Source organism: Kitasatospora sp. NPDC034023 (assembly GCF_055575795.1).
This window is the reverse complement of record NZ_JBVIRY010000023.1, coordinates 142,961-153,971: the sequence shown is the minus strand read 5'-3', so window position 1 is coordinate 153,971 and position 11,011 is coordinate 142,961. Positions and strand designations below refer to the sequence as shown.

General features: G+C 72.0%; 11 protein-coding genes. 7 read left to right on the top strand and 4 right to left on the bottom strand.

Features of this window, described 5'->3' with window-relative positions; translation table 11 throughout:
- Positions 1-197 precede the first annotated feature (197 nt).
- The 6 genes from ACZ52R_RS28025 to ACZ52R_RS28000 all read left to right on the top strand — a co-directional run bounded on the left by ACZ52R_RS28025 (position 198) and on the right by ACZ52R_RS28000 (position 5,873).
- Entirely contained in the window at positions 198-848 is a 651-nt protein-coding gene (locus ACZ52R_RS28025) for a histidine phosphatase family protein (protein WP_465616362.1), read from the top strand.
- A gap of 154 nt (positions 849-1,002) precedes the next feature.
- A complete protein-coding gene (locus ACZ52R_RS28020; RefSeq protein ID WP_465616017.1) occupies positions 1,003-1,620 on the top strand; it encodes a TlpA family protein disulfide reductase in 618 nt (205 codons plus the stop codon).
- Positions 1,617-2,390, top strand: a complete 774-nt coding sequence (locus tag ACZ52R_RS28015; RefSeq protein WP_360495587.1) for a cytochrome c biogenesis CcdA family protein — start codon at positions 1,617-1,619, stop codon at positions 2,388-2,390. Before ACZ52R_RS28020 ends, ACZ52R_RS28015 begins: the two co-directional genes overlap by 4 nt.
- A gap of 2 nt (positions 2,391-2,392) precedes the next feature.
- Entirely contained in the window at positions 2,393-4,207 is a 1,815-nt protein-coding gene (resB, locus tag ACZ52R_RS28010) for a cytochrome c biogenesis protein ResB (protein WP_465754372.1), read from the top strand.
- 3 nt (positions 4,208-4,210) lie between these two features.
- Positions 4,211-5,341, top strand: a complete 1,131-nt coding sequence (gene ccsB / locus ACZ52R_RS28005; RefSeq protein ID WP_360495581.1) for a c-type cytochrome biogenesis protein CcsB — start codon at positions 4,211-4,213, stop codon at positions 5,339-5,341.
- A 121-nt stretch (positions 5,342-5,462) separates the two neighbouring features.
- Complete coding sequence (locus ACZ52R_RS28000) at positions 5,463-5,873, top strand: hypothetical protein (protein WP_360495578.1); 411 nt, start codon at positions 5,463-5,465, stop codon at positions 5,871-5,873.
- Between the two features lie 6 nt (positions 5,874-5,879).
- Here the strand turns inward: ACZ52R_RS28000 and ACZ52R_RS27995 are convergent, their stop codons facing one another.
- Positions 5,880-6,968, bottom strand: a complete 1,089-nt coding sequence (locus ACZ52R_RS27995; protein WP_465754371.1) for a ScbA/BarX family gamma-butyrolactone biosynthesis protein — start codon at positions 6,966-6,968, stop codon at positions 5,880-5,882.
- A 348-nt stretch (positions 6,969-7,316) separates the two neighbouring features.
- Here ACZ52R_RS27995 and ACZ52R_RS27990 point away from each other — a divergent pair, with 348 nt between their 5' ends.
- Positions 7,317-7,943: a ScbR family autoregulator-binding transcription factor gene (locus ACZ52R_RS27990; protein WP_465662478.1), complete on the top strand. Its 627-nt coding sequence runs from the start codon at positions 7,317-7,319 to the stop codon at positions 7,941-7,943.
- A gap of 33 nt (positions 7,944-7,976) precedes the next feature.
- Here ACZ52R_RS27990 and ACZ52R_RS27985 read toward each other — a convergent pair whose 3' ends face one another.
- The 3 genes from ACZ52R_RS27985 to ACZ52R_RS27975 all read right to left on the bottom strand — a co-directional run bounded on the left by ACZ52R_RS27985 (position 7,977) and on the right by ACZ52R_RS27975 (position 10,731).
- Positions 7,977-8,588 (bottom strand): ScbR family autoregulator-binding transcription factor, encoded by a 612-nt coding sequence (locus tag ACZ52R_RS27985; RefSeq protein WP_360495568.1) that lies wholly within the window; start codon positions 8,586-8,588, stop codon positions 7,977-7,979.
- A gap of 235 nt (positions 8,589-8,823) precedes the next feature.
- Positions 8,824-9,033, bottom strand: a complete 210-nt coding sequence (locus tag ACZ52R_RS27980; protein WP_465616025.1) for an acyl-CoA carboxylase subunit epsilon — start codon at positions 9,031-9,033, stop codon at positions 8,824-8,826.
- Positions 9,034-9,129: 96 nt separating this feature from the next.
- On the bottom strand, positions 9,130-10,731 hold the full coding sequence (locus ACZ52R_RS27975) for an acyl-CoA carboxylase subunit beta (protein ID WP_465616027.1): 1,602 nt from the start codon (positions 10,729-10,731) through the stop codon (positions 9,130-9,132).
- Positions 10,732-11,011: the final 280 nt, after the last annotated feature.

Below are 11,011 nucleotides of genomic sequence, written 5' to 3'. Positions count from 1 at the left end.
CCAGCTACGAAGCCGGCCTGCACCTGTGCGGTGCCGTCATCTGGCTCCGCAGCCTGAGACCCGCATCATGATCCAAACTCAGAACACTCCCTAGTCGCCACGGCCCGGTCGCGAGACCGGCCGCCACGGCCCAGTCCACCCCGAGCCCCAGGAGCAGTTGAGAAGTGAGCGCCAAAGAGATCACCGTCGTCCACCTGATGCGGCACGGTGAGGTGCACAACCCGGAGGGCGTCCTGTACGGGCGGCTGCCGGACTACCACCTGTCCGAGCTGGGCCGGCGGATGGCCGACCGGGTGGCCGAGGACCTGGCCGGCCGGGACATCACCCACGTGGTGGCCTCGCCGCTGGAGCGGGCCCAGGAGACCGCCGAGCCAATCGCCAAGGCGCACGGCCTGGACGTCGCGGCGGACGCGCGGCTGATCGAGGCCGAGAACATCTTCGAGGGCAAGACCTTCGGCGTCGGCGACGGCTCGCTGCGCAACCCGGGTTACTGGAAGTACCTCACCAACCCGTTCAAGCCCTCCTGGGGCGAGCCGTACCTCGACCAGGTGGTGCGGATGATGGGCGCGCTCGGCGCCGCCCGGGACGCCGCGCGCGGGCACGAGGCGGTCTGCGTCAGCCACCAGCTGCCGATCTGGATCGTCCGGTCCTTCGTCGAGCGCCGCCGGCTCTGGCACGACCCGCGCAACCGGCAGTGCTCGCTGGCCTCGCTGACCAGCTTCACCTTCGAGGGCGACAAGATCGTCTCGGTCGGCTACCGCGAGCCGGCCCGCGACCTGCTGCCCGCGCACCTGGTGGGCAAGGGCCGCAAGGGCGACAAGCCGGTGGGCAAGAGCTTCGGCGCCTGACACTCGCGAGCGCCTCCGTAAGCGGTGCGTAAGTATGACTTCGGGTCACCCGGCGAGCGCCGGGTGACCCGATTTCGTCGCAGGTCAGAGGGGGTGCGACGCGCAAGGCAGGACCCCCCCGAACCTGCCCGGAACTCCATGCGAAACTTTTCACATGTCTGCCATGGCGCGCCCCCGTCCCCGTGTCGCCGCAGCCGCCGCCGCCACCGCCGCGGCCGCTGCGCTCGCCCTCACCGGCTGTTCCTCCTCGGGCTCGTCCGGCGGCGGCGCGGGCCAGGTCGGCTTCGTCACGGTCAAGGGCACCAACCTGTCGAAGGCGGACGCCGGCAAGCGCGGGGACGCGCCGGACATCTCCGGGGAGACCCTGGAGAGCAGCCAGACCAAGCTCTCCGACTACCGGGGCAAGGTCGTCGTGCTGAACGTCTGGGGCTCCTGGTGCGGGCCCTGCCGGGCCGAGGCGAAGAGCCTGCAGGCCGTCGCGGACAAGTACAAGGACCAGGGCGTCCAGTTCCTCGGCGTCAACACCCGGGACACCGAGAAGACCAACGCCGTCCGCTTCGAGCAGGAGCAGGGCGTCACCTACCCGAGCATCTTCGACCCGGCCGGCACCCAGCTGCTCAAGTTCCCCAAGGGCAGCCTCAACCCGCAGTCCATCCCGACCACCCTGATCGTCGACCGCGACGGCAAGCTGGCCGCCCGCGCCGTCGGCGGCACGACCGAGGACGCGCTGGAGTCGATCCTGCAGCCGGTGGTCGCGGAGCAGAAGCAGTGAGCCTGCCGCAGCAGCTCGCCGACAACACCGGCACCCTCCAGAGCGGAGCGCTGCTGGTGGCCGCGCCGATCGCGCTGGCGGCCGGCCTGGTGTCGTTCTTCTCGCCCTGCGTGCTGCCGCTCGTCCCGGGCTACCTGTCGTACGTGACCGGCTTCTCCGCGGCCGACCTCGCGGACGCGCGCGGCGTGCGGCGCGGCCGGATGGCGCTCGGGGCGACGCTCTTCATCCTCGGTTTCACCGCGGTCTTCGTCTCCGGCGGTGCGCTGTTCGGCCAGTTCGGCGACACCCTGCAGGAGCACAAGCGCGTCATCTCGATGGTCCTCGGCGTGGTGACCGTCGTGATGGGCCTCGCCTTCATGGGCCTCGTCCCCGGCCTGAGCATGCGCGAGGTGCGCTCCCACCGCCGTCCGGCGGTCGGTCTGCTGGGCGCCCCGCTGCTGGGCGTGGTCTTCGGCGTCGGCTGGACGCCCTGCCTCGGCCCGACCATCGCGACCGTCCAGAACCTGGCCCTGAACCAGGCCGACGCCGCGCGCGGCGCCATGCTGATGACCTTCTACTGCCTGGGCCTCGGCGTACCGTTCATCCTGGCCGCGGTGGCCTTCCGCCGGGCACTGGGCGCCTTCGGGTGGGTCAAGCGGCACTACCCGCTCGTCATGCGGATCGGCGGCGGCATGCTCGTCGTGGTCGGTCTGCTGCTCGTCACCGGGATCTGGGATTCCTGGATGAGCGAACTGCAGTCCTGGACCGCCGACTCCTCGATCGGAATCTGACCGTGAGCAACACCACGACCGAGACCGAGCAGCCCCCGGCGCCGGACGACCTCGCCGCCGAGCGGCTCAGCTCCGCGCCGGTCGAGTCCGACGGACCGACCGGCATAGGGGCGTTCGGCTGGGCGCGCTGGATGTGGCGTCAGCTGACCTCGATGCGGGTCGCCCTGATCCTGCTCTTCCTGCTCTCGCTGGCCGCCATCCCCGGCTCGCTGATCCCGCAGTACCAGAACGGCCAGGGGCAGCTGAAGGTCGAGGCGTGGAAGGCGCAGCACGGCACCGTCGCGCCGATCTACGAGAAGCTCCAGCTGTTCGACGTCTACAGCTCGGTCTGGTTCTCCGCGATCTACATCCTGCTGTTCGTCTCGCTGGCAGGCTGCATCGTCCCGCGGACCTGGCAGTTCGTCGGCGTGCTGCGCGCCCAGCCGCCGGCCGCGCCGCGCAACCTGACCCGGATGCCGGTGCACGCGGCCTGGCGCACCGAGGCGGACACCGACACGGTGAACGCCGCCGCACACCGGCTGCTGCGCAAGCGCGGCTTCCGCGCCGACCTGTCCGGCGGCGCGGTGGCCGCCGAGAAGGGCTACCTGCGCGAGGTCGGCAACCTGCTCTTCCACCTGTCGCTGTTCGCGCTGCTCGGCGGCTTCGCCTGGGCCAGCCTGGCCTCGGGCACCGGCGGCAAGCTGATGGTCGAGGGCGAGGGCTACTCCAACACCATCACCCAGCTCGACGACTTCAACGGCACCCGGTTCTACGGCAGCGACGACCTCGACCCCTTCTACCTGAAGCTGGACACCTTCACCGCGAAGTTCCAGGCCAGCGGCTCCCAGATCGGCGCCGCCCGGCAGTTCACCGCGAACGTCGAGTACGCGACCGGCAGTGACGCGTCGAAGCTGAAGAAGTCCACGATCGAGGTCAACCACCCGCTGGAGATCGGCGGCAGCAAGGTCTACCTGATCGGCCACGGCTTCGCCCCGGTCGTCACCGTCCGCAACGCCAAGGGCGAGGTCGTCTACAGCGGCGCCACGCCGTTCCTCCCGCAGGACGCCAACCAGACCTCCACCGGCGTCGTGAAGGTCTCCGACTACGGCGAGAAGGACGGCCAGCGGACCCAGCTCGGCTTCAGCGGCTTCTTCCTGCCGACCGCGCCGGTGAGCTTCGAGGGCACCGGTCCGATCTCGCTGTTCCCGGACGACGCGGCGCCGGAGCTGGTCCTGAACGCCTACGCGGGCGACCTGGGCACCGACTCCGGCCTCCCGCAGAACATCTACCAGCTCAACATGCGGAAGATGACCCAGCTGACCCAGGACGGCCAGCCCGCCAAGATCCGGCTCAGGCCCGGCCAGGCGTGGGACCTGCCGGACGGCTACGGCACCGTCACCTTCGAGGGCTACAAGCGCTGGGCCAGCTTCGACGTCTCGCACCGCCCGGGCAACGCGATCGCCCTGTCCGGTGCGGTGCTGGCGATCCTCGGCCTGATCGGCTCGCTGTTCGTGCAGCGCCGCCGGATCTGGGTGCGGGCGGTCGCCCTGCCGGGCGGCGGCACCCAGGTGGAGCTGGCCGGGCTGGGCCGCAGCGAGTCGGCGAAGATCGCCGAGGAGCTGGCCGAGCTCGCGGTGGACCTCCAGGACGACGCCCCCGCCTCCGAGGAGGACGACGCCCCCGCCTCCGAAGGCGAGGACGAGCACAAGCACGAGCACGAGGACGACACCCCGGCTCCGGACGGCGAGGAAGCCGCCGCCGGATCCGCTGACACCGAGGCCGAGGCCTCAGACCCCGCAGACCCCGCAGTCCCCGCCGACCAGAACTCCAAGGAGTAGACGGTGCATCTCGCCTCGGGGGTCGACCCACACCTGGCCGACCTCTCCAACAAGCTGATCTATTCGGCGATGGTGGTCTACACGATCGCCATGTTCGCCCAGATCTTCGAGTGGACCTTCGGCAGCAAGGGCGCCGTCGCGGTCCGCTCGAAGGAGCAGTCGGGGAACCTGGCCGAGACCGTCGCCGCCGCCGGCACCAAGGGCGGCAAGAAGGTCACGGTGACCGTCGCGGGCGCCAACGGTGGCACCACCACGCTGACCCGCACCGCCCTGGCGGGCGAGGGCGCGACGGTGGTCACCAGCGGACGCGGCGAGGAGGAGGTGGACGGCCCGGGCGCGGCCGGCACCAGCGAGAAGGCCGACCTGGCCGGCCGGATCGCGGTCTCGCTCACCGTCCTGGGGTCCCTGCTGCACGCGGGCGGCGTGATCACCCGCGGCCTCTCGGTGTCCCGCTGGCCGTGGGGCAACATGTACGAGTTCTCCTGCGCCTTCGCGCTGGCCATGGCGGCGGCGTACATCGTGCTGCTGGCCGCGCGGAAGAACGTCCGCTGGCTCGGGCTGCCGGTCACCATCGCGGTCCTGCTGACGCTCGGCATCGCCACGTCGATGCTGTACACCGACTCCGACCAGCTCGTCCCGGCGCTGCACTCGCCGTGGCTGGCGATCCACGTCTCCACCGCGATCTTCTGCGGCGGCGCCTTCTACGCGGCGTTCATCGCCACGCTGCTCTACCTCGGCAAGGACTCCTTCGACAAGCGGATCGCGGCCGGTCTGACCACCGGCCCGCTGGGCACCCCGGCGTCGGTCTGGCGCCGGCTGCCCGCCGCGTCCACCCTCGACAAGCTGTCCTACCGGATCAACGCCCTGGTCTTCCCGCTCTGGACCTTCACCATCATCGCGGGCGCGATCTGGGCCGAGGCGGCCTGGGGCAAGTACTGGGAGTGGGACCCGAAGGAGACCTGGTCGTTCATCACCTGGGTCGCCTACGCCTGCTACCTGCACGCCCGGGCGACGGCCGGCTGGAAGGGACGCAAGGCGGCCTACCTGGCGCTGGCGGCCTTCGCCTTCTGGCTCTTCAACTTCTACGGCGTGAACATCTTCGTCACCGGCAAGCACTCGTACGCGGGGATCTGACCGGGGCGCAACCACCCACCGGCCCGGCTCTCCGCAGAAGGTAGCCGGGCCGAGGTGTGACAGGGGTAGTTCGTGCCGGCCGCCGGTCGGCGCGAGAGGGAACTGAGGAGGAAATCGCGCAATGGAGTGCGAAGAGGTCATGCTGACCGTCCGAATCACCGCCGCCGAGCGCATGCTGCTCCGCCGGCTCGCCCAGGGACACCGGAGCGACGTGTCCGAGGTGGTGGCCGACGCTCTGCTGGACATCATTCCCACGCTGAGCGCGCCGGGGGACGCCTACCGGCTGCTGGGGGCGCTCGCGATGCCCGCACCGTGTGCCCTGACGGTCTGGCTGCCGTCCGCGCTGGCGGACCTGCTGGTGCCCGGCGCGGCCCGGATCGCGCAGATCACCGACGTCCGGATCGAGTCGGCCAGTGCCGCCCTGGGGGCGGCGCTGCGGCTCTGGCTGGCCCAGGACCCGGTCAGGCTGGCGACCAACCTCAGCGTGATGCACGCCGGGCGGCGGCCGTCATCGGCGCTGGTGGCCGCGTAGCGGGGGTCAACTGGCCAGCGGCAGCCGAGTGCTGCCGAGGCCCGGCGCGGCGGTGCGGCCGTCGAGGGCGTCCCGCCGGGCCGGCACCGTCGGGCCCTCGGCGGGCCCGTCCAGCGGCCCGTCCAGGGGCTCGGTGAGCAGCCGGCACTCGGCCGCCGTCCGCCCGTCCTGGATCAGCTGGACCCGTACGGGCAGTCGGCGGCCGTCCGCCGCCGGCTCGGGGACGGCCCGGACGAAGCAGGGCCGGTCCAGCTCGATGTAGTGGTCGAAGGAGGTCACCAGCTCGACCGGCACCACCGGCTCGGGGTGGCGCAGCCGCTGGGCGGCCTGCCGGGCGGCCTCCAGCACCAGCATCCCGGGCACGTGGTCCAGCTCGTGGTCGAAGAGCACCGGGTGGGTGGCGTCGGCGCGCAGCAGCCAGGTGTCCGGTCGCAGGGTCGGGCTGAGCACCACGTCGGCGGGCTGTGCGCGGCCGACGAGTTCGGGCGCGGTGGGGGCCGGCGGCCGCGGCGGGGCGACGGCGTGCCGTCCGGGGCCGCGCAGCCGGGCGTACGAGGCGGGGGCGAGCACGCGCAGCTGGCCCGAGCCCCGGCCGATCGGCCGGCCGTCCCGGGTGACCTCGGCGTGCACCCGCAGGGAGACCAGTCGGCCGTGCCGCATCCGGACGTCCTCGCAGCCGACGGCGAGCATCAGCGAGGCCGGGGCGGAGGTGACGGCCAGGCCGGGCAGGCCGGGCTCGGCGAGGGCGTAGGAGAGGTCGTCCATGACGAAGTGGTGGCCGCGCGGCACCCCGAACCCGGCGTGGCCGATCAGCAGCCCGGCCTGCCGGACGGTCTCGGCCATCAGCACCGGGTCGTGGTAGCGGTCCCCGGGCAGCCGGTAGAAGCCGTGCAGCCGGGGCCACTGGGCGCCGAGCAGGAAGTCGTACGGGCCGGTGGCCTGCCAGCCGGTGAGGAGGACCTCGGACACCGAGGCGCGGTGCACCAGGTGCCGGGAGACGGTCCGGTCGTGGAAGTCGTAGCCGGAACCGGGGCCGAGGCCGGGTCCGGGGTGGGCGTACGCGCCGTGGGGGTCCGGCTCTACGATCGATGGCATGACTGGCCCCCGCTCCCAGGGTGTCGGTCGAGCGGCCGCCATGGACGCCCGAGCAAAACATACAGACCACCCGGTTTGTGTTCAGCGACTGGGGTGCCCCGGCCGCGCAGCCCGGCCCGCTCACGCTACCCGCCCCGTGGGCTGGGGCAATGCCCTACGGATGACCGCAGACCTTGGGCGGGGGGCCGTCCCCGCTGGACGGCGGGGGCGACGCACGCGCTAGATTAGATACCAACCATGCGGTTTTGGTCGCGGCCGTCCGCATGCGAGCGTCGCTCCCGGCAGGGGGCGCGCCGACAGCAGCCGGGCGGGGAGGGGATCACGCCCGGTCGAGTCCGGAGGGGGCCAGTGGTCAAGCAGGAACGGGCTGGGCGGACCCGGCAGGCCGTGCTGCTCGCCGCCGCGGAGACCTTCGCGCGGGTGGGCTTCGAGGCCGCGAGCCTGGTCGACATCAGCCGCCGCGCCGGGGTCAGCAAGGGCGCCCTCTACTTCCACTTCGTGTCCAAGCAGGCCCTCGCCGACGGGGTGCGCGGCGCCGCCGGGCGGGAGATCGGCTCGGCCGCGCTGCGTGCCCTGCGCGCCGACGGCCCGGCCCTCCAGGGGCTGATCGACTTCTCGCACGAGCTGGCCCGGATGCTGCGCGAGGACCTGGTGGTGCGGGCCGGCGTGCGGCTCGGCCGCCAGGGCCCGCGCCGGAACGCCTTCCCGCCCGGCCCGCCCGGCCCCGACGCCACCTGGCGCAGTCTCACCGCGGTCGTCCACCGCCTGCTGGACCGCGCCGCCCAGGCCGGCGAGCTGCGCCCCGGGGTGGACCTGGCGGCCACCGCCGAGCTGCTCACCGCGGTGGCGGCCGGCCAGGTGCTGCTGGCGGGCGAGGAGACCGACCGGCCCCGGCCGGAGGCCGTGCGCCGGGTGTGGACGGCCGCGCTGCCGGCCCTGGTGGCGGCGGAGAACCGGGCCGGCTACCGGCTCTGACCGGCCCGGCCCGGGTCCGATCCGGGCGCGCGGTCAGGAGCGCTCGGCCACGCTCAGCCGGGCGAGCGCGTGCGGCTGGACCAGGCCGGGCAGCAGTAGCGTCCACAGGTCGGCCATCCGCTGGATCAGGTCCTGCCGGTCGGCCAGCACCTGGGAGCTCAGCTGGATCCCGGTGACGGCCCCGGTGATCACCCCGGAGGCCGCGACCAGGTCGATCCCCGGGTGGAGGTCGCCGGCGTCCCTGGCGTGCTCCAGCAGCTCCCGGACCAGGTCCATCCAGCCCTGGTAGGCGGCGATCTGCGGCTGGGTGAAGCTGCCGTGCTCGATGGTCAGCCGGATGCTGCCGCGCACCAGCGGGTCGTCCTGGAGCGCGCGGGCGAAGGCGTACCCGAGGTCGATCAGGTTCTGCACCGAGCTGTCCGAGGACGGCTCCCAGCCGGCGATCCAGGCGCCCTGTCCCTCGATGACGGCGAGCGCCAACTCCTCCTTGGAGCGGAAGTGGAAGTACAGCGCGCCCTTGGTGACGCCGGCGCGGTCCAGGATCTCGGACATCGTGGCGGCGGCGTAGCCGCGCTCGTCGAACACCTCGGCCGCCGCGAGGAGTACCGCCTGGCGGGTCGCCAGCGCGCGGGCCTGCCTGGCCATCGCAGCCTCCCTGGAAAGTTCTGGTACCTCGGCAGCGGCCGATCCTATGGGGCCGACGGGGCGGCGGAGGCATACCGTCCAGTAGGCATCCTACCGAGCCGCCGGCCGGCTGTTCCCGGCCCGAGGCGCACCGGGGCGGACCGGACGGACGCGAAGGGTGCGCCCGCTCCCCGGGAACGGCCGACGGCCGGTCACCCGATGGGGGTGACCGGCCGTCGGCGGAAGCCGCGGGCCGTCAGGCGGCCTGCTGCCAGCTGACCGGCGAGTAGTAGGCCGGACGGCGCTCCAGGCGCTGCCAGTTGGCGATCGGCTCGATCGGCGCGGAGGCGGCGGCCTGCTGCGCGGCGGCGGCGCGCGAGATCAGGACGGCGGTCAGGGCGGCGAGTTCCTCGTCGGTGAGGCTGCCGCGGACGATGCGGACGAGGGGTTCGGCGGAAGCGGTCATGTTCTGGTTTCTCCCCCGGTTGCTGTGGTCTGAGGTGGTGCCCGCTGCGGTGCTCGGTGCCGTGCTCGGTAGGGCTTGCTGCGGTGAACCGCGCTGCTACATCGGCGGGTTGCCGTGCTTGCGGCTGGGCAGGTCGGCGTGCTTCGTGCGGAGCATGGCCAGGGCGGAGGCGATCACCTGGCGGGTTTCGGCCGGGTCGATGACGTCGTCCACGAGGCCGCGCTCGGCCGCGTAGTACGGGTGCATCAGCTCGCTCTTGTATTCCTTGATCTTCTGGGCGCGCATGGCGTCCGGGTCCTCGGCGGCGTTGATCTCGCGCCGGAAGATGACGTTGGCCGCGCCCTCGGCGCCCATGACGGCGATCTCGTTGGTCGGCCAGGCGTAGGACAGGTCGGCGCCGATGGAGCGGGAGTCCATCACGATGTAGGCGCCGCCGTAGGCCTTGCGCAGGATCAGCGAGATGCGCGGCACGGTGGCGTTGCAGTACGCGTACAGCAGCTTGGCGCCGTGGCGGATGATGCCGCCGTGCTCCTGGTCGACGCCGGGCAGGAAGCCGGGGACGTCGAGCAGGGTGACCAGCGGGATGTTGAAGGCGTCGCACATCTGCACGAAGCGGGCGGCCTTCTCGCTGGCGTGGATGTCCAGCACGCCGGCCAGCGACTGCGGCTGGTTGGCGATGATGCCGGTGACGTGGCCGTCGACCCGGGCCAGCACGCACAGCACGTTGGTGGCCCAGCGCTCGTGGACCTCCAGGTACTCGCCGTGGTCGACGATCTCCTCGATCACCTTGCGCATGTCGTACGGGCGGTTGCCGTCGGCGGGCACCAGGTCCAGCAGGCCGTCGTTGCGCCGCTCGACCGGGTCCTCGCTCACCACGGACGGCGGCATCTCGCGGTTGTTCTGCGGCAGCATCGACAGGAGGAAGCGGACCTCCTCGATGCAGGACTGCTCGTCGTCGTAGATGAAGTGGGCCACCCCGGAGACGCCGGCGTGCACGTCCGCGCCGCCGAGGCCGTTCTGGCTGATCTTCTCGCCGGTGACCGCCTGGACCACGTCCGGGCCGGTGATGAACATCTGCGAGGTCTCGCGGACCATGAAGACGAAGTCGGTCAGCGCGGGGGAGTACGCGGCGCCGCCGGCGCACGGGCCGAGCATCACCGAGATCTGCGGGATGACGCCGGAGGCCTTGGTGTTGCGCTGGAAGATGCCGCCGTAGCCGGCCAGCGCGGTGACGCCCTCCTGGATGCGGGCGCCGGCGCCGTCGTTCAGCGAGACCAGCGGCGCGCCGGCCGCGATGGCCATGTCCATGATCTTGTGGATCTTCTGCGCGTGGGCCTCGCCCAGCGCGCCGCCGAAGATCCGGAAGTCGTGCGCGTAGGTGAAGACGGTGCGGCCGTGGACGGTGCCCCAGCCGACGACGACGCCGTCGGTGTGCGGCTTCTTGGCCTCCAGGCCGAAGCCCTGGGCGCGGTGCCGGCGCAGCGGCTCGACCTCGCAGAAGGAGCCCTCGTCCAGCAGCAGCTCGATGCGCTCGCGGGCGGTCAGCTTGCCCTTGGCGTGCTGGGCCTCGGTGGCCTTGTCGCTGGGGCCGCGGCGGACCTTCTCGCGCAGCTCGTGCAGCTCGGCGACCCGACCGCGGGCGTCGGCCGAGACCTCGGGAACCTCGCCGTCGACCGGCGCCTCATGCACAACCGTCATCTCGAACCACTCCAAGGGTGAGGGAACTGTCCGACAGCCAACGTCTGCTGTGCCCCCGGCCGCGAATCACTTTCTTCACTTATGACTGTACGAGGGGCCGTGCGCTGGTTTCGGCGTCGATTCCGTACAAGGTCGGGTTCGTTTAGCTGTCAGGCTTGCACAGAAGCGGGCGGGTCGGAGCCGGAGCGCTGGGTGTTCGTTCGAATACCGGGGGTTGTCGGGCAGATGATGGTCCGATGATCTGAGCATGAACAAAAGCGCAGGTCAGGGCCGTCCCTCA

Coding starts and splice junctions, on each gene's coding strand:
- ACZ52R_RS28025 (WP_465616362.1), top strand. CDS start 198: ATGCGGCACGGTGAGGTGCACAACCCGGAGGGCGTCCTGTACGGGCGG.
- ACZ52R_RS28020 (WP_465616017.1), top strand. CDS start 1,003: ATGTCTGCCATGGCGCGCCCCCGTCCCCGTGTCGCCGCAGCCGCCGCC.
- ACZ52R_RS28000 (WP_360495578.1), top strand. CDS start 5,463: ATGGAGTGCGAAGAGGTCATGCTGACCGTCCGAATCACCGCCGCCGAG.
- ACZ52R_RS27995 (WP_465754371.1), bottom strand. CDS start 6,968: ATGCCATCGATCGTAGAGCCGGACCCCCACGGCGCGTACGCCCACCCC.
- ACZ52R_RS27985 (WP_360495568.1), bottom strand. CDS start 8,588: ATGGCCAGGCAGGCCCGCGCGCTGGCGACCCGCCAGGCGGTACTCCTC.
- ACZ52R_RS27980 (WP_465616025.1), bottom strand. CDS start 9,033: ATGACCGCTTCCGCCGAACCCCTCGTCCGCATCGTCCGCGGCAGCCTC.
- ACZ52R_RS27975 (WP_465616027.1), bottom strand. CDS start 10,731: ATGACGGTTGTGCATGAGGCGCCGGTCGACGGCGAGGTTCCCGAGGTC.